Genomic DNA, 20,102 nt, shown 5'->3' with positions numbered 1-20,102 from the left:
TCTCCCCATGCGAGAGTAGGTCATCGTCAGGCACTTATACCGCAAAGAACCCAGCCAATAGGCTGGGTTTTTTGTTGCGCGCTCGATACGTGCGCCGTCATTCTCCAAGCCCCGTGCGCCGCCTGCTCGGGGCTTTTTGCTTTCTCTAATCTATACAGCGATATGCACAAAGCTTCCTTGAAACAAGCGTTTTAAGAAATTAAATAACAAGGAGTTACTAGGCTGTGGTGGCGGTAGGCGTGGCGAGCAACTAGTATGGGTGGGTACCTATTATTGAAGCACCATCTCAGGAGGAGAGGCGATATGAGTACCCCACTAATGAAGAAGCTTGCACTCGCATTACTAATGGCAATGATGATGGGCGGTTTGGCCGCTTGTGACAATCAAGGCCCCGCGGAAGAGGCTGGTGAAAATATCGATGAGAGCATGGAAGACGCTGGCGATAGCCTGGAAGAGATGGGCGAGAATATTGAAGAGTCCGCTGAGGACTAAGCGAGCCCGTCGCTGATCATGATGCTATCGAGTAGCTTGAAAGAGTATCGATACAAAAACAGCCGCTAAAAAGCGGCTGTTTTGCGTTTTAAGGCTTATTGAATCGTGTGCCTATGGATCTAGGTTTATGCACCCGGATTTTGCTCAATGCCTTGCAGATACCAGGGGGCTTGATCGCGCATGCTGCGGGTCAGGTGCCACGTTTCGTTGAACTCAGTTTGCTCGCCGTTCTCGTCCAACACGCCGTGGAAGATCACGGTAGCTTCAGCGTAGCCATCATACTCGTTAATATCGCCTAGTTCGGCGAACAGTCTCACAACCTCAGTCTGGTTATTAGCAGGCTGTTCGGCACGCTCTTGGCGCAATAGGTTATAGAGCTCAGGGGTTACGTACTCCTGAATTTGACTGAAGTCGTTATTATCCCAAGCGCGTTGGAGCGTCATGAAATGCTCTTTTGCACCGCCGAGAAAACGCTCCTTATCAAACCAGTCCGGCGTGCTCTGCAAACCGCTTGCAAGGCTGCCAGGCGCTGCTGTGAAGTTACTAGTGGGTGTGTGCTGCGTCTCTTGGCGCTCGCGCTGGTAGCCTGCTGCAGAAGTGGCTGAGGCGGGGCGGCGCTGCCGCATAAACGCACGGAAAGCGAAGATAGCTAGCGCTGCGATGCCTGCCATTAGCAGCAGATCCATAATGCGCAGCTCATCAAACGCGCCACCGAAGAAGAGCGCTGCCAGCAAGCCACCGGCGAGCAAGCCTCCCATCATTCCGCCCATACCTCCACGGCGGGCAGCGGTAGCCGCGCCTGCGCCCTGTTGCTGAGCGCCTTGTGCCTGCTGTTGTGCGGGGGTGCTGGCGGGCCGGTCGGCGGAGCGTGAAACGCTGCCCATACTGCTACCACCGCCTAGCCGTCGCGCCTCGGCGTGCTCAATGGCGGCGCTAAAGCCCATAACGCTAACCAGCAGCATGACAAAGAATTGCCTTAACATGTTGATTCTCCAATAAGGATGCAGGTAATGCCAAACGCTTCTGTACGAAGCAGATAGAAAATAGTGGAGCGTCAGTTTACCGTGTAATGCCTCGCCTGAGTGATGGTGGGATTCACTATAAAGACAAAAAAAGGAGCGGAAAGTGCGTTTACATCAGACTCAAAGCATCTTATTAATGATCGATTTTCAAGCCGGTTTGCTGCCCGTTATTGAGGGCGGCGAGGCGGCAATTAAGGAGGCTGCTTGGCTGGCTGGTATTGCCGATGAATTGCAGGTGCCGATATGGCTGACCGAGCAGTATCCCGAACGGCTAGGCGGTACTGCGCCGGCGCTGTTGGATGGCTTAGGAAAACACGAGGTTTGGCAGAAGCTGCATTTTAGTGCGACGGAAGAGGAGCCGTTTAGCCAAGCACTCGCCGCGCTTGGACGCAAGCAGGTGGTGGTGTGTGGTACCGAAGCACACATCTGCGTGCTGCAGAGCGCGCTTGGGCTCTTGGAGGCGGGGTACGAGGTATTCTGGCTAAGTGAAGCCACCGCTAGCCGTCGCACAGAGGAAGCGCGCCTTGCGCGGCAGCGCGCTTGTGCCAATGGCGCGGTGGCGGTAACGGCGGATATGGTAGCCTATGAATGGCTCTACCGCTGCGACACGGCCACCTTTAAAGAGGTGCATCAGCGCTTTTTAAAGCCGCGCTCTGCTCAGGCGGTCTCATTCTACTGATATTAGCGGTCAGTTTCGCGCCGTGTGAAGACCAGCGTATCGCCTTCAGAGGCGGCGGCATCAAAACGGTAACCGGCCACATTAAAACCGGTTAGCGCGTCGGGATCATTAATGTGCTGCTGGATGATCCAAGCGCTCATTAACCCGCGCGCTTTTTTAGCGTAGAAGCTGATAATTTTGAAGCTGCCGTTCTTCTCATCTTTGAAGACCGGCGTGATGACGCGTGCGTCCAGCTTTTTAGTATCGACAGCTTTGAAGTACTCATTGGACGCCAGGTTGACCAATACTTTCGAACCGCTCTCCGCGAGAGCGTTGTTCAGTGCCTTCGTGAGCGTAGGCTTCCAGTAAGCGTAAAGATCTTTGCCTGCCTGGTTAGGCAGTTTGGTACCCATTTCTAACCGATACGCCTGAATAAGATCCAGCGGACGCAGCAAGCCATAAAGGCCCGACAAAATACGTAAATGCTGCTGGGCGAACTGGTTATCCGCTTCGCTAAAGGTCTCCGCTTCCAGCCCTGTATACACATCCCCCTGAAAGGCCTGAACCGCAGGTTTGGCGTTTTCAAGCGAGAAGGGTGGTTGCCAGTCGGCAAAGCGGGCGGCATTCAGCCCCGCCAGCTTATCGCTAATACCCATAAGCTCGCTAAGCTGCTGTGGCGAGTAAGCGCGCAAGATATCAATCAACGGCTGGCTATGGTCGAGAAAGTCGGGCTGGGTGACGTTATTGGTCGTGGAGGGTGTTTCAAAATCTAGCGTTTTGGCGGGGGAAATAACGCTCAGCATGGCGTGCTCCTAAGGCCGTGACAAAAAATTGCCGATGGGGCGATTATATCAAGCCTCGGCAATGGCCGAGGCTATCAGTGCGATAGGAGCCGTTAAGGGCAAGGGTTGGGCATACGACGATGGATATCGTCGATAGCGGTTAAGACCTCTTCATCCAGCTTTAGGCTCTCGCTGGCAAGGTTGCTTTCCAGCTGGTCCATGGTCGTGGCACCAATGATGTTACTGGTGAGAAAGCTGCGTGAGTTAACAAACGCCAGCGCCATCTGCGCCGGGTCGAGCCCGTGCTCTTTGGCCACATTAACGTACGCCTGGGTGGCTGCTTCTGCCTCTGGTGAGGTATATCGCTTAAAGCGCTCATACAGCGTCAAGCGGCCTTTTGGCGGCTGGGCACCGTTAAGGTACTTGCCGGATAGCACACCAAACCCTAGCGGCGAATAGGCCAGCAGACCCACATCTTCACGATGGGCAATCTCGGCCAAGCCCACTTCAAACGAACGGTTCAGTAGGTTATACGGGTTTTGGATAGAGGCGACGCGTGGCAGGCCCAACTGATCAGAGAGCTGCAGCATGCGCATAACGCCCCAAGGCGTATCATTAGAAAGGCCCACGGCGCGAATCTTGCCCGCATCGACCAGCTCTTTAAGCGCGGAGAGTGTCTCTTCAAGCGGCGTGGCATCTTCTTGCTCAGCGTGAGTGTAGCCCAGCTTGCCGAAAAAGTTAGTGTTACGGTCTGGCCAGTGCAACTGATAAAGGTCAACGTAGTCGGTATTCAGTCGCTCAAGGCTGGTGTCGATGGCTTGATGCAGGTGGTCGCGGCTCATCTTGGGGCCACCGCGAATATGATCTAACCCCGGCCCGGCGGCTTTGGTGGCGATAATGACATCGTCGCGAGCGCCGCGCGCTTTTAACCAACTGCCAATATACGACTCTGTTAACCCTTGAGTGTCGGCCTTAGGCGGCACCGGATACATTTCGGCGGTGTCGATAAAGTTAATGCCAAAAGCGACGGCGCGGTCGAGCTGCTCATGGGCTTCGGCTTCGCTGTTTTGCTCGCCGAAGGTCATCGTGCCTAAACAGAGTCGACTAACCTCCATTCCGGTTCTACCCAGTGGGCGTGTTTGCATGATTGTCTCCTTGCTAAGGCAAAATAATCGCTGTATTGGGGATGCTCAACATCGCCAATACCCGTGTGTGGAAGGCATGTTAGCGAGGGTCTACAAAAGCAGCAAATCAATAGGGTTGAGTCATGGCGAAGGCAGGCGTATGCTTGCCAGCCCATCGACCGGCCAAGCGCCGGTTTATCGTATGGTTAGCCGTCGCTGCAAGTGAGATGGTTAGCCGAGAGTCTCAACAGATAGGCAGGGTGGTTTGCCATGCCGCAGGCATCATCGTTGTTTACCCGGTTGGAATTTCGTCTAGCCGAGCAGCTGTTTCACACGCGTTGGTTACTACCGCGCTCACCGCGTACGCAGCGTCTTACTATGCGTCTGTTTAAACGGTGTGCAGAAGCGGGGCACCCTGATGCGCAATCTATTTATGGGCATATGCTGTTTCATCGCAGCTTATCTCCTCAGGATAAAGCTCGTGGTGCGCGCTATGTGCTGGAAGCGGCCCAGGCGGGCGATGTAAAGTCGCAGTATCAGGTAGCGCAGATTCATGAGCACGGCTGCGTTCAGTATCCGCGCCGTGAAGATTATGCGGTGACCTGGTACGCCCGTGCCGCGCAGGCAGGCCACTATTTAGCCGCCGAGCGCTTAGCGCGAGCCTATCGCTTAGGTGAGCTGGGCCTAGCGGTAGACAATGAGCAGGCCGATTACTGGCAGCGTGTGGCAGAGCGTCAGCCGGTTGTAGAGATGGCCGCCGCCTAATGCGCACGTCAGGTTGCGATACGTAAAAGAGGAAGTCAGTGTCCGAGACGCTACCCACAGTGCTAGATATTGAAGCGTCCGGATTCGGGCGCGGCAGCTACCCGATTGAAGTTGGCATTGCCCGTGCCGACGGTAGCTGCTGCGCGTTTCTTATTCAGCCGTTAGAGGAGTGGGTGCATTGGGACCCCAAAGCGGAACTGCTGCACGGCATTTCCCGCGAGCGGCTGATGAGTGAAGGGCACCCTGTGCGTCAGGTCGCGCAATGGCTAAATGATGAGCTGCGCGAGCTGGGCAAAGCGTATAGCGACAGCTGGGGATATGATAATACGTGGCTGTCGCTGCTCTTCCACCACGCAGGCATGTTGCCACGTTTTCGCTTAGAAGCACTGCGCATTCTGTTAAGCGAAGAGCAGCAGGCGGTGTGGAGCGACACCAAAGAGTCGGTGATGGCTGAGCAAGGCATCCATCGTCATCGCGCTGGCGAAGATGCCCGCCTGCTTCAGTTGACCTATCAGCGCACCCGAGCGCTCACTATCAAAGCATAGCCCTCAAAGCTGCCCTGCCTCCCGCCATGTGTAGATCCCAGTTCTCTGGTTAATCTAACTGCGCTTCTAAGGTGTCCAGCAGCTGTGTGGGTGTGGGGGCGTCTAGCAGCATATCGCGGGTTGTTTGGGCTAAAAAGCCGTGGCCGACCGTACTGTCTAGAAAAGTGAGCAGCGGTGCATAAAAGCCATCGGTATCCAATAAGCCCATCGGCTTGCTGTGCAGTCCTAAGTAGCCCCAGGTCCAAATCTCAAACAGCTCTTCAAAGGTGCCGATGCCGCCGGGCAGGGCGATAAACGCGTCGGCGTTGGCGGCCATAGTGGCTTTACGCTCATGCATATTGGGCACACGAATCAGCTCGGTTAAGCCAAAATGCGCCTGCTCTCGCTCAACTAAGTGGTCTGGCATTACGCCGATCACACTGCCGCCTGCGTCCAGCGCTGCGTTAGCAAGCTCGCCCATTAGCCCGATGCGCGCGCCGCCGTAAACCAAGGTGTGGCCGCGCTGCCCCAGGGCGGTGCCAAGCGCATGAGCCGCTTGACGAAACATCGGACTGTTGCCCTCCCGAGAACCGAGATACACACAGATTCGTGACATGTTGGAGCGTCCTTATCGCAGAAGAGTAAGAGGTGAGCGAGTGGCTGAGCGGGGCCATTTAGCCCAGGCAGCGCTGCACGTCGTAGTGCTCGTCCATCCACTGTCCAATCACATTATTACCACACAGGTGGTGGGCGTACTGAGTATGTAGGCAGCGTACCTGCTGCCAGTTGCTAATGCCGCCTACGCCGCGCTCGGTAAGCACATCGGTATAGCCTAGGCGCGCCACTTCTTCGCGCTGGGCATCGCTCATAAAGCGCCAGCGGGCAGCGACATAGTCATGGTGGCTCTGCTGGTAAGCGGCGAGAAAATCAGGCTCTTCTTGCAGGCGCTGCTCCAGCGACTTGATAACACCCACGGCTTCAATGCGGGAAATTTCGATCTTCAGCAGATCAGAGCAGAGCCAGTAGAGCGTAGGGAAGGGCTTGCCATCCACAATGGGGGCCATGCGCAACACTAACGGCGTGCCGTTAGCATCTGTGGCTGCAACGGCTTCAATACCGCGAGGTGCTCGCCCGAGCTGTTGGGTGATAATCGCCAGCTGGCGCTCGTCGGGTGCTTGGTCGGTACGAATTACCATTGCGTAGAAGTCTCACTTTCGGTCGTCTTGAACAAATTTAGTCGAGCGGCCAACGGCGCGGAAGAAGCAGCGGTTGAGCTGCTCGGGAGACGCTACATAGCGCCACTTCTCCTCGCAGTACTCGGCCGCGCGGGCCATTAGCACGTCGTAAAGTCGATTGAACGGGGCATCATAATCGTAGGGGTCTGCGCCGAACAAGCGGATATGCGGGTAATCGGCGAAGCGCTCCATAAAGTAGCGCTCAAGGTCAGCTTCCACGGCGCGGTGCTGCGCCGTGTTGTCAGGATCAATCCAGAGATTATAGCGGATAGCCATGGGTGCTCCTGGAATGCCCCGCCAGGCGGGAAAATATTAAGCCGGGGCGTTTGCGGTGTCCAAATGCGCCTCAAGCGCATCGCGTAGCGCGCCCTCAATAGGCACGGCTCGCTTTTCTTGATGGTCGTACTGCACCATCACCGTATGCCCTAGGTTGGTTAGCGTACCATGCTGCCGCGCTTCTTGGGTGACCGTAAACGAGCTGTTGCCGAGGCGCGTTAAATAGGTACGGATTTCGATATCGTGGCCGTAAAACAGTTCAGCTCGGTAATCCACTTCCATGCGCGCCATGATCAAGCGCCACTGTTTGGGGTTAAGATCCGGCGTAAACAGTTTGAACAGATCGTTGCGGGCAAGCTCAAACCATGCCGGCAGGCGGGTGTTGTTAATATGGCCTAAGGCATCGGTGTCGTAAAAAGCAGGCTCAATGGTGCGAGTGAACATGGCGCTCTCCTTATTATTGGCGGTTAACGGTATGAGACCTGCTCCAGAATTAACCCAAGCGAGCGCTTGGTCAAGCGTTACGGCGCTGATACCAAGCGGTTAACTGCATCCAGCCCAGTAGCCACAGGGTGGCGGCGAGAAAGCCCGCCAGCGTTCCCCATAAAAGCCCTAGCGTGCTGTAGGTATACGAAACGCACAGGGTGTAGCTCAATAGCGATCCAAGACCCATGGGGTAATGCTTAATGACCGTTGCGACAGGGGCATGGCCATGGCTGAAATGCAGAATGAGCAAAAACGGCAGCATGGTGACAGGGAACGCGGCCAGCGTGCCTGCCCACTCAGGGGGCAGCCAGTGGGCAATACGGGTAATGGCAAAAATAATCACCGTGGCAAGCCCCGCGCGTGCCGCGAGCGCAGGCCATGAAAAGGCGCGACTCGCCTTGCTTTTGACATCGGGGATGCGTCGGAACAGCCAGCTAAACACTACAATCGCACACAGGGTGACCAGCGTGCCGCTGAGGCGAGTAAAGTTGAACTGTGCCAGCAGGGTACTGACCGCCAGCCACGCGGCAAAACCGCCTAGTACGCCGCTCACGATGCCTTTAACGCCAGGCCGTCGGCCGGTCAGTAAATAACCAGCCCCTAGCGCCATGGTGGCGGTAAACCCGGCCAGCGTGTGCACCGCGCTTTGGGTAGCAAAGGTGGGCGATATCTCTAAGCCAATGAAAAACAGCGCCAGCGCAGTACCCAAGGGGTAGCCTGACAAAAGCCCTGCAACGCGCGGGCTTGCGCGAACAGCAATGGTGCCTAAGCCAAGCACCATACTGATAGAGAGGCCAAGCTTTGCCAGTTGCCACGTGAGCGGAACGTCTACCATGAGGCGTTTTCCTTACCTTTATTATGTGGTTACTATCATGATGCTGCCAAAAAAGGCGCTGCTAAAAAGACGCTACTGACAGGCAGCGCAATGAGCCTTTATCACCGTTTAGTCGTTGAGGCATTTTATCGTGACCCCTTCGTCAGACTCAGGCGCCCATGCGCTCTCCCCACCCCCTAAACCCAATGGCTGTGAACTGTGCCAGCGGGAGTCACCGCTGACCAAACATCACCTCATTCCCAAAACGCTGCATAACAAGCCGCGCTATCAAAAGCGCCACAGCCGCGAAGAGCGCTTAACCGCGATTGTGTGGCTCTGCCACCCCTGCCATAAGCATATTCATCGCTTATATAGCGAGCGTGAACTCGCGGACCGGTTTGCCACAATAGAGGCGCTGATGGCGGATGCGGACATCCGCGCCTTTGTCGACTGGCTGGCGACGAAGCCGCCTGGCTTCAAACCGAAATCACCGGTGCGCAAGCGGCACTAAATCTCACACTAGCCGCAGCCCTTGCTGGTCACGCCACGCAGCTTCCAGTGCGTCAGCGAGGGGGGTCGCTAAGTGGGCAGGCAAGGCGGCCTGGGCAGCGTCGAGGGAGTCAAACGAGCGGTTACGCAGCCAACAGTACGCCCAGGCGCAGGCCTCTTCATCGCTTTGCGGCGTTGGCCGGGCGGGCATCTGATTCAGCAGGAAGACGGCAGTGCGCGGTGCCCATAGCGGCATCTCGCCCTGCTGGTCCTGGCTCCACTGCTCTAGCGTGGCACCGCTGGGCGTGGCATCGGGCGTGCCGAGCTTCGCCACTCGGGCGGTTTCGGCTAAAATCAGCGCGAGCTGGTCGGCATCGGCTTGCCCTAACGAGCGCCACTGCCGCAACAGCGCCGATAGGCCCGCGCGCATCTTGGTATAAAAGTCATCTTGCGGCATGCTCAGTGTCTACTCCTGTGGAAATAAGTGAGATTTGTCATGGCGTTTGATTTTGCCACGCCCGTTGAGCGGCGCGCCCCAGAAGGACATTACGCCTCTCAAAAATGGCACCGCTATGCGGCGGATGTGCTGCCGTTATGGGTCGCTGATATGGATTTCCACTCGCCGCCTGCGGTGATCGATGCGCTCCAGCGGCGGGTGGCCCACGGCGTTTACGGTTACGGAGAAGTGCCCGCCTCGCTTACCGATGCTCTATGCCAGTGGAGTGCCCGCCACTATGCGTGGCCCATTGAGCCCGAATGGCAGCAGTGGCTGCCGGGCGTGGTGCCTGCGCTTCACCTTGCTGCCATGGCGTTGACCCAGCCGGGAGAGGGCGTGCTCACCATTGCGCCCATTTATCCACCGTTCTTGGCCGTGGCCGAGCGCACTGGGCGGCTAGCGCAACAGGCGATGTTAGCCGAGCCAGCGGCCCCTGGCGAGCCTTGGCAGCTGGATATAGCCGCACTGGAGGCGGCCATTACGCCACAAACGCGGCTACTGCTCTGGTGCCATCCGCATAATCCTACCGGTCGCGTCTGGGCGTCCCGCGAGCTAGAACAGCTGGCTGCCATAGTTGAGCGACATGACTTATGGGTGGTTTCCGATGAGCTGCACTGTGATTTGCTGCTGGATGAAGGGGCACGCCACCAGCCCTTGGCGGCCATGTTTCCTGAGCTAGCTAAACGTACGATTACCCTATGGGCACCGTCGAAAACCTTCAACTTAGCCGGGCTCACCAGCGCCTGCGCCGTGATTCCCGATGCTGCGCTTCGCCAACGCTTTGCCGCCGCCACCAAGGGCTTTCTGCCCGATGGTAATGTGCTGGGGTTAGTTGCCGCGGAGGCCGCTTACCGTGACGGCGAACCTTGGCGTCAGGCGCTGTTAGAGGTGCTACGTAGCCACCGTAGGGTGCTGGAGGAGCGTGTGGCGACATGGCCTGGCGTATCGCTTAGCGCGCCAGAGTCGACCTATTTAGCATGGCTGGATATGCGTAAAGCAGGGCTGGGAGAGTCCCCGGCACAAACGCTCTTAGAACAGGCGGGCGTGGCGCTGTCCGACGGGGCCGCGTTTGGCTGCCCTGGCTTTGTGCGCTTGAACTTTGGAACCACCGCTTCCCAGTTGGAAGCGGCGTTGGCACGGCTGGATACGCTGTTAAAAGCGTAAGATAGGCGGTTGTGCTAGTAGAGCAGGGCAAACAGCTTACGGCGGTAGGTGACGGTCAGAGGATGGTCTGCCCCTAGCGCATCGAATACCTGTAGCAGCGTTTTGCGGGCCGCGTCGTCGTTGTAGGCGCGGTCCTGCTTCATTAGCGCCAACAAGGCTTCTAGGCCAGCGTCGTACTGGCTATCGGCCACTTGGCGTAGCGCACGCTGATACTGGGCTTCGCTGTCGGTGCGATCACCCAGCGCGGCAATCTCTTCAACAGAGAGCGCCTGTTCGCTGAATTCGATGCTGGCGCGAACGCCGCGAGCAGGTGCGGCATCGCGCTCTTCTGGCGGTAAATTGTCCAGCACGCTGCGCGCATCGTCACCGCGCCCTTCAGCGACCAACGTTTTGGCTAAGCCAATTTGGTAAGCGTAGTGTTCGGGGTATTGGCCGATCAACGTTTGATAAATCTCCCGCGCGCCTGCGGCATCGCCAGCGCTCAAGGCTTCTTCCGCCTGCTCTTCGGGGCTGGGCGGCGCGTCGCCGGGCGCAGGGAAGTAGCGGTTCAACCATTCACGCACTTCTTTCTCAGGCAGTGCGCCCTGGAAGCTATCTACTAAGCCGCCTTGGCTAATGAGCTTCACGTCAGGCACCGAGCGCACGCCCAACTGCCCGGCGATCTCTGGGTTGGCTTCCACATCCAGCGTTGCCAGCAAGAAGGCGCCTGCATACTCCACCGCCAGTTTCTCAAGCACCGGCATCAGGTTCTTGCACGGCTCACACCAGGGAGCCCAGCAATCCATCAGCACCGGCACCTGCATAGAGGCTTCCAGTACCTGCTGAATGTTACCTGCGTTGAGCTCAATAACGACCTCTTCTCGAGTTACGCTAGGGCGCTCGCCACCGGCTGGCGCGTTACTGCTCGCAGCAGGGTCTGCAGTCATCGGGTTGCCGGTACGGGGATCAATAATGGACATGGGTAAACTCTGCATCGCATAAAAAAGGTTACCCATGATATGCAGGCAATCCCGCAGGGATTCAAGGAATGTGAGGGAAATAAAGCACCGAGCCTGACGAAGCTTTAGACGCGCTAGTACTTCGCCCCCCATCTTGGATGCGTGCTTCCTCCTGGACGTTGGGGTTGTAGAGATAGCTCCAAGCGGTACCGTGCCGGGTATTAAAAACTGCACGGTGGTAGGTGCCTGCTAGAGGGGCGTGATGGCAGGGCTCTTCCTGCTGATCGATTAGAGGGGGCTATTCGCTGCTAATCACATAAACTTCAATCAATGCACCGCGAGAGGTTGTTAGTTTGGCGCCTGGGTAAGGTTCAAGGTCATACATTGTTAGTGCGGTGGGGTAGTCATGGCCTAGGTGCGTAGCGCCTTCCAGCCAGTGATGGTTGCGTTGTCCACATTTCAAGGTGCCATATACCGCAACACGGTAGCACTGTGCTATATCACGTTGTAATTAATCCATAAAAATGGCTTCTGGGGATGCTATCTTAGCCACAGTCAGACGCGGTTACCGCCCCATCGGTCTCTTCAAGACGGGTTGAGACAGATGGGGAGCTCTCCAGAAAGTGATTAAAGACTATAAGTGATTAAAGTTTATCGTTGGGTGAAGCCCATGCGGCGTGCTGATTAAATACCTTGGCCATAGCGTCATCCAGAATACGCACAATATTGTCAATATCTCCTTCGCTAGCGATAAGAGCAGGGCTGAAATTGAGAATGTTGTTATAGCCGCTCATGCTACGGTTGGTTCGACCAATCAGTAGCCCACGCTGCTTACATTCGGCGGCAATGGCAGTGGGAATACGCTCATGAACAGGAACTTTGGTGACTTTATCTTCCACCAGCTCAATACCTGCAAAAAGTCCCATCCCCCTGACGTCGCCTATCATCGGATAGTGTTCAGCTAATGTGCGGAAACCGTCTAATAGCCGCTTGCCCATACGGGCGCTGTTATCTACTAAATTTTCGCGCTCAATGATTTCCAGGTTGGCTAATGCGGCTGCCTGGCCCGCTAAACAGCCACCGAAGGTGGAGATATCACGAAAATAGCCCAGAGTATCTCCCTCGCTTTCCTGTAGAAGGGCGTAAACGTGCTCGCTGGTGACGGTGCACGAAATGGCCGCGTACCCAGACGCAACCCCTTTGGCCATAGTGACTATGTCTGGCTGAATGCCAAAATGCTGGTAACCAAACCATGCGCCTGTACGCCCCAGGCCACAGACGACTTCGTCCATGATCAGCAGTACGTTGTGCCGCTGGCAAATGTCGCTGACATGCTGCCAGTATCCTTCAGGGGGGGGGATGATGCCTCCGCCAGCTGTAATCGGTTCAAGAATCACTGCTCCGACGGTGTCTGGGCCCTCCTGTAGGATAACGTCTTCCAGCGCTTGGGCGGCACGCAGCCCATAGTGTTCGGCATCTGGGTACTGATTGCGATACTCACAGCAGTGTGGAATAGCAATAAAATCAGGCACAAAAGGCCCGAAGTGGTCGCGTCTTTCGTTCTGCCCGGATGCGCTTAGTGTGGCAATGGTCGTACCGTGATAGTCGCGGTCGCGGTAAAGTATCTTGTGTTTTTTGCCTTGATAATGTTTTTGACTGATCTGGCGTACCATCTTGAAGGCTTTTTCATTGGCCTCGGAGCCTGAGCTTGAATAATACACCCGGCTGAACCCAGGCATCTTTTCCAGTAGGCGAGTGGCAAACCGAGTGGCGGGTTTGCTAGCCATGGAGCCGGCGAAATAGTTGAGTTCCAGCAGCTGTTGGTACATGGCATCGGCAATTTCACGGCGCCCATAACCGACATTGGTTACCCAGACCCCTCCGGCCGAAGCGTCCAGGTATTGATTGCCGTCACTGTCCCAGAGTTGAAGCCCCTCACCGCGTACAAACATAGGGACACCCTTTGCCGCTGCGGCTCCAGGCGTCAGATGGTGCCAAACATGCTGTTGATCCTGATTCTTTAGGTCTTCCAGCTCGCAGGCTTCTGGCTGTGCTGTCGGTGTGCTTTCTGTCAGCTTTATCATGATGTGCTCCTGGTTAGGTATCTTGTGTTTGACGATAAACAGAAAAGGGTGACCAGGATTGGGTCACTGGCATGACTTCAAGGTGGTTGATGTTTAGATGAGCGGGCAGATTAGCCAGCCATAAAATGGTCTCTGCAACATCTTCCGGCTGTATGGCCTCAGCGCCTTCATAGAGTTGTTGGTAAGCTTGCTGATCACCGCCTGTGCGTACTAGCGTGAATTCACTTTCTGAAAGGCCCGGGGCTAGGTTGGTAACGCGCACGCCGGTACCGGAGAGATCGCAGCGTAGGGCGTGAGAGAACTGATCGACGAATGCCTTAGTGCCACAGTAGACATTGCCGCCAGGGTACGGCCAGCGCCCGGCAATCGAACCTAGATTGATGATGCTAGCGCCCCGGCCATGGTCAATCAGAATGGGAAGAAGGGCATGGGTGATGCTGGCCAATCCTGCGATATTGGTATCAATCATCTGTTTCCAGTTATCGAAATCACAGGCCTGGGCAGGCTCGGTACCAAGCGCCAGCCCAGCATTGTTGACTAGCACCTGAACCGACTGGTGGGAGGCTGGCAAGGTCGCTACCGCATTCTGGACGGCCTGACGGTTGCATACGTCCAGTGTCAGAGTGTGAACGGCACAATATTGAGCAAGCTCCTCTTTCAGGGCGTTCAAACGCGCTTCCCGACGGCCAGTCAGTACCAGTGACCAGCCTGCCTGTGCAAAGCGTCTGGCCGTTGCCAAACCAAATCCGGATGTTGCACCGGTAATAAAAATGACGGGCATGTATATCTCCTTGAGTTCACAAAACGATAAATACACAGTGGCTCTTGCGGACAAGTGCCTGAATAGCAACCTAACGCCCTCGGTGAATCCGCACATCGCCTTACGGCATTGCAGCGCCGGAAGCTCCTGGCCACAGCTCACTCACCAGAATCCATAGCGCCATCACGATCAGTAGCGGGCTGACGCTTTTACGATACGAAACGGGTGGAAAGCGGTGGAAACAGTACTGCCCTAACCAGGCGCCCATCAGTGCAGCAGGCAATAACACGCCAGTCATGATGAAGGCTGATAAGGGCACGGCACCGTTAAAGCTATAACCGAACAGTGCTGTACTGCTGGCCGCGATAAAAAAAACGATGGCGGTTGCTCTGGCTTGGGTGGCATCCAGTGTGGTGTGCATCAGATAAAGCATTAGAGGAGGCCCACCGGCAGATGCCACTGCCATGGCTAACCCTGACGCCGCCCCGGCAGGAACCGCCATGGCCTTGTCGCGTCTGCGAGAGCGGCTTATAAGGCCCGTGGGTAAAAACGTCGCCACAGCGCCGATCAGGCAAAGCCCTGCAATAAGCAGTTTGGCAGCGTGATAAGGCAGCGATGTCATCACGAGGGTGCCCAGTAAAGACATGCCAAACATGGCGGGTACTAGGCGAGCCAGCAGTGTGCTGTCTGCCGCTTTCCAGGCGCGCCGGGCCAGCCCTAAAGCGCCCAAAATATCCAGCATCAGTACCACTACAATGACTTGTAGCGGGGGAAGGAACCAGAGCAGCCCCAGTGCCAACGTCATGGCAAAGCCAAAGCCGGTATAGCCGCGAACCCCGCCTGCAAGAAGTGCCAGCAATGTTCCCGGTAGCAGCCAGTGGACGTCTGTCATGATGTGGTTCCCCTCAGTGACGTGGTCTATGACCTTAGCGGGGAATAGTGTCTGAGGTTTAGGGCCAGTTGCGCGTGGCCGATGTGACATGACGCTGTTCAGCAGGTGATAACTGAGATAGGGGCATGATCAAGCCAAGTTAACGTGCCAGCACCTTAGCCAGGGTTGTAATCCCCGGTACGATTTGGCGCTGGGCTATGGCTTGGAACCCAAGGCGCAGAAAGTGGCGCGGAGGAGCCGCATCAAAGAAGTGCTGAAATCCGGGTTCAATCAATACACCCTGTTGAGCGGCCTGCCAAGCAAGCCGCTGTGTATCTATGTCAGGAGTAGCGCTCATCCAGAAGGCGCTGGCTCTGGAATGGCTGCAGCAGGCAAGGTCCGGAATATGGCGCTGTAGTGCTTCGCGCAAAATGTCCCGGCGCCGGTCGGTGTCGTCGATGTGTGTTCTTAGATACTTCTCGTAATACCCCTGAGCAATGAATTGAGCAACTTGATGTTGAATATTCGCTGGTGGATGACGATACATCAGCCGCCTCAACGCACGCATTTCATTAATGAGTTCAGCGTCGGCAACGACATACCCAAGCCGCAGGCCTGGCGCAAATGCTTTGGATAAACTGCTGAAATAAATGACGCGATGACCCACAGAGCCAGCTTTCATGGCGGGCAAAGCTTGTTTGTCACCATGCAGTTCTGCGTCATAGTCATCTTCTAGAATGACTTGATCATGGCGCATCACTTGCGCCTCAAGCGCTCGGCGACGAGCCAGCGTCATCCTAACACCGGTCGGAACTTGATGACTGGGGGTCACATAGAGGTAATCACACTGGCTTGATAGTTGATCAATCACCATGCCTTCTCGGTCAACATCATGGAATACCAGCTGCGCACCGCAATGCTGGAAAATATTGGCAGCTTCTTTATACCCTGGGTTTTCCATGCCGACATGGCTGTGTGAGTCCAGCAAGAGCTGAGAAAGTAGAAAAAGCGCATTCTGCGAGCCTAGGGTGATTAGAATTTCATCCTCTCTGGCAAAGATGCCCCTTCGAGGTAGGACACGCTGGCGCAACTGCTCGATCAGCAAAGGGTCGTCCTGATCAATGCAGTCATTCAGCCAACTTTTCTCTCGGGTGGCGCCCAGCAGCCGCCGAGTAATGCCACGCCATTGTGACAGTGGAAACTGTTGTGGATCTAGCTGGCCATATATGAAGGGGTAAGGGTAAGCGTGCCAGTTGCTTGGCTTTAATACGCCTTCAAAATGGCTAGGACGCTGCTTGAGTCTGGCGTTCCATAGTGGTGCATGATCAGTGGTAGTTGCATTGACGTGATGCCGTATCCTGTTTTGGCAAGAGGAACTCTGTGGCGGTCGATGTGACGCTTTCCCCGATGAATGGTCGAAATGATAGTTCGGGTGCAGATAATAGCCACTGCGTGGTCGGCTGATGATATAGCCGTCATCAGCAAGCGTTTCATACACGATAGCGACAGTGTTTCTAGATACCCCGAGTTGCTTGGAGAGCTTGCGGCACGAGGGCAGAGCCTCACTGTCAGGCAAGCTGCCAGAATGAATGGCATCAAGCAGTGCTGACCTCAGTTGTTCCTGCAGACAGCGGTCTGTGTCTTTGTGCAGTGTTAAGCCGAGAATCATAGGGTCACTCCTTTCCGTAACACTGTTGCATGCAGCAACGCTGCCTTCTCGGGCGACAGCCCGTTATGCCCATGCATGATGCGTGCCATGAAACTGTCCATATCTTGTCAGGTAACTGGCTCTAAGCAGATGGTGACGAAAATTCTAAGGTAGTGGCACGGTCAGCGTGTCCATGGCGGCTGGCAGCTTGATTGAACAATGCCTTGAGCAGGCGTCTTGCGGAGAATTCACCATGCAGCCTTTTAATCTTCTTATTGATAAATCACTTACCCGTAAGCTCGTCGCATCAACGATGCCTAGAGCCTTCAGAAGGGGCGCTGTACTAGCCCTAGGAAGCCTAGCCATGAGTGCCTCTGTGATGGTGCTGGCGGCAGATCTTCCGGAAATCGAGGAGCGTGGTTACATGCGTGTTGCCACTGAAGATAACTATGCGCCGTTCAACTTCATGGATGGCAGTGATCCGGATGGCTTTATCGAAGATGTGCTGACCGAGCTTGAAGCGTACGCTGACTTTGAAATTCGTCAGGAAATCCTGCCCTGGACAGGCTTGTTGGCTGCCGTGTCGAACGGCCAGTACGACGTGGCAATTACCGGAGCATCGGTTTCGGATGAGCGCTTGCGGGTCTTCAATTACGCGCCACCGTTTGCCTCGGCACAGCATTTTTACGTTAAGCGCGCAGGCGATGACCGTATCAACAGTGTGGCGGACCTTGATGGTATGACGGTTGGCGTGCAAGCGGGGAGTGTTCTGCTAAGCCGTTTGCCTGAGCTGGAGGCCATGCTTGAAGAAACCGGCGGTGAGCTGGGAGATGTCATGGAGTATGAGGCCTACCCGGAAATCTATGCTGACCTTGCCAATGGTCGACTGGATTACGTCATCAATTCGGCGGTACCTGTAAATGATCTTATAAGTACGCGTGGTGATGTATTCGAAGCGGGGCAGGCGGTATCCGGGCCGGGGTTTGTTGCCTGGCCGGTACCCAAGAATAGCCCTGAACTTCTTGCTTATCTGACGGACTTCATGGCTCACCTTAGAGAGTCAGGCCGCTTGTACGAACTACAAGAAACCTGGTTTGGTGAGTCGTTCGAGGAACTACCTACTACCCCAATAATGAGTGTTGAAGAGTTTCATCAAATGGCTGGCATGTAACTGCCAGTATCATTAATGAACGAGTCTTTAACGCCAATGGCTAGCGGGCTACCCGGCTTAAGGCCGGGTTCCTGTGACACAAAGAGGGGTCTCGATCATGGATAGTAGCGCTTGGGGGCTGTTGCTTCAGGGAGCATGGACAACAGCCTGGATATCTGCCGTCTCTATTGCACTTGGTGTGGTACTGGGCCTCATTATTGCCCTGATACGTTTGGCAAGGTTGCCTTTCATACATCAGCTATTGGGCACCTATATCAGTATGGCAAGAGCCACTCCGCTGGTTACCCTTGTGCTGTTTATCTTTCTCTCAGGCCCTACCTTCGGTATTAACCTGGATCGCAATGTGGCGGCCATCATGGCCTTGACGCTAAATACTACGGCGTTCAATGCAGAAATCTGGCGCTCAGCCTTTAACAACTTTTCTAATGACCAGCGTGAAGCCGCGATGGCAGTGGGGATGACACCCTGGACGTATTTTCGACGCATCATGCTACCTCAAACGGTGATCACCAGTTTGCCTAACCTCGTCAACGAAATGTCTTTTCTAGTGAAAGGCAGCCCCGCCATTGCGGTAATCGGAATTGTTGATTTGACACGTGTGACCAACCGTATTTCAGCGGTGACCTATGATCCTTTGCCGCCGATTCTGGCAGCCGCTCTATTGTATATGGCGATTATCGGATTCCTGGTATGGGGTCAGCGGATCGCTGAGCGTAAGGCAAACCGATTAGCTATGTAAGCCATTGTATTAATGCCTGATGTGTCAGGGGGGGGAGTATGAGCAACTGGGAAATTCTATGGTCGTCCCGCGATGTGTTCTGGCAAGGGTTTGGAAATACCGTCACCATCTTCGTCATTTCCGCGATTGCTGCTTTTTTATTGGGAAGCCTGCTCGTCTTTATGATGGAAGGCGCCAGGCCTCGGCTGAAGACGCCACTACGCATTTTCATTGATGGTATGCGCATGCTGCCTTTTCTGATTCTGGCGTACCTTTTCTATTATGGTCTACCCAGTCTGGAAATACGCTTAAGTGCCTGGCAGGCGGGTGTGTCAGCCTTGATTCTTTATCATGGTGCCTATTTTGCCGAAATCTTACGTGGCAGCCGGGTCACCTTGTCCAGTGGTCAGGAAGAGGCCGCAACGGCGCTGGGGTTTTCACGTCCGTCCATGTTCATACGCATTATATTGCCGCAACTCGTTCTCCGCACCAGAGGGGTGATGGGAAACCAGCTGATTATCCTGCTTAAGGACACAGCCTTTCTGGTGATCATCACCGTGAGGGAGTTAACGGCTGCTGCTAATAGCCTATCAAGCACCTACTTCATCCCTATGGAGGCCTTTATTGTGGTGATTGGCTTCTACTGGGCGATCAGTTTAATGCTTGAGCAAAGCATCCGCCTGCTTGGGCGCCTTGGTGAAAAAAGAGGTTTTAGCAATGCCTGAATATTCTGAAGTTAGCATTAACAATCTATCCAAAAGTTTTGACGGTACAGAAGTCCTCAGGGATGTCAGTCTCGATGTTAGCAGTGGCGAGGTGGTCAGTATTCTGGGTTCTTCGGGGTCAGGCAAGTCCACACTGCTAAGGTGTATCAACTGGTTGGAAGTGCCTGACCGGGGCGAGATACGTATTAACGGAGAGCGTATCGGGGTCCGTGAGGACTCCAGCAAACCGATGACTCGACGAGAGCTGGCCAAAGTACGCACTCAGCTGGGCATGGTTTTTCAGGGATTCAACTTATGGCCGCACCTTTCGGTACTCAAAAATGTGACCGAAGCACTCATCTATGTTCAAGGTTTGAAAAAAGAGGAAGCTCGGGAACGTGGTATGGGGTTCTTACAAAAAGTAGGAATGGCAGAAAAGGCGGACACATATCCGTGCACGCTTTCTGGTGGACAAAAACAGCGGGTCGCCATTGCGCGTGCGCTGGCTATGCAACCTAAGGTCATGTTGTTTGACGAACCCACATCCGCACTAGACCCTGAGTTAGTAGGTGAAGTGCTGTCGGTGATGCGTGACCTGTCGCAGGAAGGCTACACCATGATTATCGTCACGCATGAAATGGATTTTGCCCGTAACGTTTCAGATCAAGTGGTGTTTCTGGACAAGGGAATCATTATTGAAAAATCGGCGCCGGATGTGTTTTTTAATAATCCTGGTAGTGAACGGGTTAGGCGGTTCCTTGAGCTGGATAAGGCCAGCTGATATTTCATATGAGTAGTCATAACTCCTGAATTCAAACATTAAGCGCAGCACCCGCGGTTTCCAGCGCTCCTGAATACTCTCCCAGGAACACTTGTGCCGG

At 55.2% G+C, this 20,102-nt stretch carries 25 protein-coding genes; 10 read left to right on the top strand and 15 right to left on the bottom strand.

The window, feature by feature from the left end; all coding sequences use genetic code 11:
* Positions 1–303: 303 nt before the first annotated feature.
* Positions 304–492: a hypothetical protein gene (locus R0J87_RS17755; RefSeq protein ID WP_044630706.1), complete on the top strand. Its 189-nt coding sequence runs from the start codon at positions 304–306 to the stop codon at positions 490–492.
* Between the two features lie 125 nt (positions 493–617).
* On the opposite strand, the gene R0J87_RS17750 is transcribed toward R0J87_RS17755, so the two are convergent.
* Positions 618–1,475 (bottom strand): Tim44 domain-containing protein, encoded by an 858-nt coding sequence (locus R0J87_RS17750; RefSeq protein ID WP_404464941.1) that lies wholly within the window; start codon positions 1,473–1,475, stop codon positions 618–620.
* A gap of 142 nt (positions 1,476–1,617) precedes the next feature.
* On the opposite strand from R0J87_RS17750, the gene R0J87_RS17745 reads away from it, so the two are divergent.
* The gene (locus tag R0J87_RS17745) at positions 1,618–2,193 is read left to right on the top strand and encodes an isochorismatase family protein (RefSeq protein WP_498887813.1); all 576 of its coding nucleotides are present in this window, start codon (positions 1,618–1,620) and stop codon (positions 2,191–2,193) included.
* 2 nt (positions 2,194–2,195) lie between these two features.
* Here the strand turns inward: R0J87_RS17745 and yaaA are convergent, their stop codons facing one another.
* The gene (gene yaaA, locus R0J87_RS17740) at positions 2,196–2,975 is read right to left on the bottom strand and encodes a peroxide stress protein YaaA (RefSeq protein WP_498887811.1); all 780 of its coding nucleotides are present in this window, start codon (positions 2,973–2,975) and stop codon (positions 2,196–2,198) included.
* A 92-nt stretch (positions 2,976–3,067) separates the two neighbouring features.
* Entirely contained in the window at positions 3,068–4,099 is a 1,032-nt protein-coding gene (locus R0J87_RS17735) for an NADP(H)-dependent aldo-keto reductase (RefSeq protein ID WP_498887809.1), read from the bottom strand.
* A gap of 249 nt (positions 4,100–4,348) precedes the next feature.
* Here R0J87_RS17735 and R0J87_RS17730 point away from each other — a divergent pair, with 249 nt between their 5' ends.
* A complete protein-coding gene (locus R0J87_RS17730) occupies positions 4,349–4,843 on the top strand; it encodes a tetratricopeptide repeat protein (RefSeq protein WP_311063578.1) in 495 nt (164 codons plus the stop codon).
* A 38-nt stretch (positions 4,844–4,881) separates the two neighbouring features.
* Entirely contained in the window at positions 4,882–5,388 is a 507-nt protein-coding gene (locus R0J87_RS17725) for a hypothetical protein (RefSeq protein ID WP_404344655.1), read from the top strand.
* A 49-nt stretch (positions 5,389–5,437) separates the two neighbouring features.
* Here R0J87_RS17725 and R0J87_RS17720 read toward each other — a convergent pair whose 3' ends face one another.
* The 5 genes from R0J87_RS17720 to R0J87_RS17700 all read right to left on the bottom strand — a co-directional run bounded on the left by R0J87_RS17720 (position 5,438) and on the right by R0J87_RS17700 (position 8,199).
* Positions 5,438–5,983, bottom strand: a complete 546-nt coding sequence (locus R0J87_RS17720) for an LOG family protein (RefSeq protein WP_498887807.1) — start codon at positions 5,981–5,983, stop codon at positions 5,438–5,440.
* A 58-nt stretch (positions 5,984–6,041) separates the two neighbouring features.
* Positions 6,042–6,563 carry a DUF501 domain-containing protein gene (locus tag R0J87_RS17715; RefSeq protein ID WP_498887805.1) on the bottom strand — a complete coding sequence of 174 codons (522 nt, stop codon included), beginning with the start codon at positions 6,561–6,563 and terminating at the stop codon, positions 6,042–6,044.
* Positions 6,564–6,575: 12 nt separating this feature from the next.
* Positions 6,576–6,878 carry a hypothetical protein gene (locus R0J87_RS17710; RefSeq protein ID WP_139528238.1) on the bottom strand — a complete coding sequence of 101 codons (303 nt, stop codon included), beginning with the start codon at positions 6,876–6,878 and terminating at the stop codon, positions 6,576–6,578.
* 36 nt (positions 6,879–6,914) lie between these two features.
* Complete coding sequence (locus R0J87_RS17705; protein ID WP_188637493.1) at positions 6,915–7,322, bottom strand: acyl-CoA thioesterase; 408 nt, start codon at positions 7,320–7,322, stop codon at positions 6,915–6,917.
* Positions 7,323–7,392: 70 nt separating this feature from the next.
* On the bottom strand, positions 7,393–8,199 hold the full coding sequence (locus R0J87_RS17700) for a hypothetical protein (RefSeq protein WP_498887803.1): 807 nt from the start codon (positions 8,197–8,199) through the stop codon (positions 7,393–7,395).
* A 130-nt stretch (positions 8,200–8,329) separates the two neighbouring features.
* Here R0J87_RS17700 and R0J87_RS17695 point away from each other — a divergent pair, with 130 nt between their 5' ends.
* Positions 8,330–8,689: a hypothetical protein gene (locus tag R0J87_RS17695; RefSeq protein ID WP_498887801.1), complete on the top strand. Its 360-nt coding sequence runs from the start codon at positions 8,330–8,332 to the stop codon at positions 8,687–8,689.
* A 3-nt stretch (positions 8,690–8,692) separates the two neighbouring features.
* On the opposite strand, the gene R0J87_RS17690 is transcribed toward R0J87_RS17695, so the two are convergent.
* On the bottom strand, positions 8,693–9,124 hold the full coding sequence (locus R0J87_RS17690; protein ID WP_498887799.1) for a hypothetical protein: 432 nt from the start codon (positions 9,122–9,124) through the stop codon (positions 8,693–8,695).
* A 39-nt stretch (positions 9,125–9,163) separates the two neighbouring features.
* On the opposite strand from R0J87_RS17690, the gene R0J87_RS17685 reads away from it, so the two are divergent.
* On the top strand, positions 9,164–10,327 hold the full coding sequence (locus tag R0J87_RS17685; protein ID WP_498887798.1) for a MalY/PatB family protein: 1,164 nt from the start codon (positions 9,164–9,166) through the stop codon (positions 10,325–10,327).
* A gap of 14 nt (positions 10,328–10,341) precedes the next feature.
* Here the strand turns inward: R0J87_RS17685 and R0J87_RS17680 are convergent, their stop codons facing one another.
* The 6 genes from R0J87_RS17680 to R0J87_RS17655 form a co-directional block, all read right to left on the bottom strand.
* Positions 10,342–11,286 (bottom strand): tetratricopeptide repeat protein, encoded by a 945-nt coding sequence (locus tag R0J87_RS17680; protein WP_498887796.1) that lies wholly within the window; start codon positions 11,284–11,286, stop codon positions 10,342–10,344.
* Between the two features lie 277 nt (positions 11,287–11,563).
* Positions 11,564–11,764 (bottom strand): gamma-glutamylcyclotransferase, encoded by a 201-nt coding sequence (locus R0J87_RS17675; protein WP_498887817.1) that lies wholly within the window; start codon positions 11,762–11,764, stop codon positions 11,564–11,566.
* Between the two features lie 145 nt (positions 11,765–11,909).
* Positions 11,910–13,349 carry an aminotransferase family protein gene (locus R0J87_RS17670; protein ID WP_498887795.1) on the bottom strand — a complete coding sequence of 480 codons (1,440 nt, stop codon included), beginning with the start codon at positions 13,347–13,349 and terminating at the stop codon, positions 11,910–11,912.
* A gap of 13 nt (positions 13,350–13,362) precedes the next feature.
* Positions 13,363–14,130 carry a Rossmann-fold NAD(P)-binding domain-containing protein gene (locus R0J87_RS17665; RefSeq protein WP_498887793.1) on the bottom strand — a complete coding sequence of 256 codons (768 nt, stop codon included), beginning with the start codon at positions 14,128–14,130 and terminating at the stop codon, positions 13,363–13,365.
* A gap of 100 nt (positions 14,131–14,230) precedes the next feature.
* Entirely contained in the window at positions 14,231–15,001 is a 771-nt protein-coding gene (locus R0J87_RS17660) for a sulfite exporter TauE/SafE family protein (RefSeq protein ID WP_498887791.1), read from the bottom strand.
* Positions 15,002–15,140: 139 nt separating this feature from the next.
* On the bottom strand, positions 15,141–16,649 hold the full coding sequence (locus R0J87_RS17655) for an aminotransferase-like domain-containing protein (protein ID WP_498887790.1): 1,509 nt from the start codon (positions 16,647–16,649) through the stop codon (positions 15,141–15,143).
* Positions 16,650–16,992: 343 nt separating this feature from the next.
* On the opposite strand from R0J87_RS17655, the gene R0J87_RS17650 reads away from it, so the two are divergent.
* The 4 genes from R0J87_RS17650 (at position 16,993) to R0J87_RS17635 (ending at position 20,002) form a co-directional block, all read left to right on the top strand.
* Entirely contained in the window at positions 16,993–17,799 is an 807-nt protein-coding gene (locus tag R0J87_RS17650) for a transporter substrate-binding domain-containing protein (RefSeq protein WP_498887788.1), read from the top strand.
* Positions 17,800–17,896: 97 nt separating this feature from the next.
* Positions 17,897–18,538, top strand: a complete 642-nt coding sequence (locus R0J87_RS17645; protein ID WP_498887786.1) for an amino acid ABC transporter permease — start codon at positions 17,897–17,899, stop codon at positions 18,536–18,538.
* 38 nt (positions 18,539–18,576) lie between these two features.
* A complete protein-coding gene (locus R0J87_RS17640; protein WP_498887784.1) occupies positions 18,577–19,242 on the top strand; it encodes an amino acid ABC transporter permease in 666 nt (221 codons plus the stop codon).
* Positions 19,235–20,002, top strand: coding sequence for an amino acid ABC transporter ATP-binding protein (locus R0J87_RS17635; protein WP_498887815.1), 768 nt, complete (start codon positions 19,235–19,237; stop codon positions 20,000–20,002). Before R0J87_RS17640 ends, R0J87_RS17635 begins: the two co-directional genes overlap by 8 nt.
* Positions 20,003–20,102: the final 100 nt, after the last annotated feature.

Origin of the sequence: Halomonas sp. SIMBA_159 (assembly GCF_046536035.1) — a bacterium.
GTDB classification, from domain to species: domain Bacteria; phylum Pseudomonadota; class Gammaproteobacteria; order Pseudomonadales; family Halomonadaceae; genus Vreelandella; species Vreelandella venusta_A.
Note: the sequence above shows the minus strand (reverse complement) of the source record. Positions and strands in the feature narration are given on the sequence as shown.

Excerpts from the sequence above, each read along its gene's own strand:
- R0J87_RS17755 (WP_044630706.1), top strand. The coding sequence starts at position 304 with ATGAGTACCCCACTAATGAAGAAGCTTGCACTCGCATTACTAATGGCA.
- R0J87_RS17750 (WP_404464941.1), bottom strand. The coding sequence starts at position 1,475 with ATGTTAAGGCAATTCTTTGTCATGCTGCTGGTTAGCGTTATGGGCTTT.
- yaaA (WP_498887811.1), bottom strand. The coding sequence starts at position 2,975 with ATGCTGAGCGTTATTTCCCCCGCCAAAACGCTAGATTTTGAAACACCC.
- R0J87_RS17735 (WP_498887809.1), bottom strand. The coding sequence starts at position 4,099 with ATGCAAACACGCCCACTGGGTAGAACCGGAATGGAGGTTAGTCGACTC.
- R0J87_RS17730 (WP_311063578.1), top strand. The coding sequence starts at position 4,349 with ATGCCGCAGGCATCATCGTTGTTTACCCGGTTGGAATTTCGTCTAGCC.
- R0J87_RS17720 (WP_498887807.1), bottom strand. The coding sequence starts at position 5,983 with ATGTCACGAATCTGTGTGTATCTCGGTTCTCGGGAGGGCAACAGTCCG.
- R0J87_RS17715 (WP_498887805.1), bottom strand. The coding sequence starts at position 6,563 with ATGGTAATTCGTACCGACCAAGCACCCGACGAGCGCCAGCTGGCGATT.
- R0J87_RS17710 (WP_139528238.1), bottom strand. The coding sequence starts at position 6,878 with ATGGCTATCCGCTATAATCTCTGGATTGATCCTGACAACACGGCGCAG.
- R0J87_RS17705 (WP_188637493.1), bottom strand. The coding sequence starts at position 7,322 with ATGTTCACTCGCACCATTGAGCCTGCTTTTTACGACACCGATGCCTTA.
- R0J87_RS17700 (WP_498887803.1), bottom strand. The coding sequence starts at position 8,199 with ATGGTAGACGTTCCGCTCACGTGGCAACTGGCAAAGCTTGGCCTCTCT.
- R0J87_RS17690 (WP_498887799.1), bottom strand. The coding sequence starts at position 9,124 with ATGCCGCAAGATGACTTTTATACCAAGATGCGCGCGGGCCTATCGGCG.
- R0J87_RS17685 (WP_498887798.1), top strand. The coding sequence starts at position 9,164 with ATGGCGTTTGATTTTGCCACGCCCGTTGAGCGGCGCGCCCCAGAAGGA.
- R0J87_RS17680 (WP_498887796.1), bottom strand. The coding sequence starts at position 11,286 with ATGTCCATTATTGATCCCCGTACCGGCAACCCGATGACTGCAGACCCT.
- R0J87_RS17670 (WP_498887795.1), bottom strand. The coding sequence starts at position 13,349 with ATGATAAAGCTGACAGAAAGCACACCGACAGCACAGCCAGAAGCCTGC.
- R0J87_RS17665 (WP_498887793.1), bottom strand. The coding sequence starts at position 14,130 with ATGCCCGTCATTTTTATTACCGGTGCAACATCCGGATTTGGTTTGGCA.
- R0J87_RS17660 (WP_498887791.1), bottom strand. The coding sequence starts at position 15,001 with ATGACAGACGTCCACTGGCTGCTACCGGGAACATTGCTGGCACTTCTT.
- R0J87_RS17655 (WP_498887790.1), bottom strand. The coding sequence starts at position 16,649 with ATGATTCTCGGCTTAACACTGCACAAAGACACAGACCGCTGTCTGCAG.
- R0J87_RS17650 (WP_498887788.1), top strand. The coding sequence starts at position 16,993 with ATGAGTGCCTCTGTGATGGTGCTGGCGGCAGATCTTCCGGAAATCGAG.
- R0J87_RS17645 (WP_498887786.1), top strand. The coding sequence starts at position 17,897 with ATGGATAGTAGCGCTTGGGGGCTGTTGCTTCAGGGAGCATGGACAACA.
- R0J87_RS17640 (WP_498887784.1), top strand. The coding sequence starts at position 18,577 with ATGAGCAACTGGGAAATTCTATGGTCGTCCCGCGATGTGTTCTGGCAA.
- R0J87_RS17635 (WP_498887815.1), top strand. The coding sequence starts at position 19,235 with ATGCCTGAATATTCTGAAGTTAGCATTAACAATCTATCCAAAAGTTTT.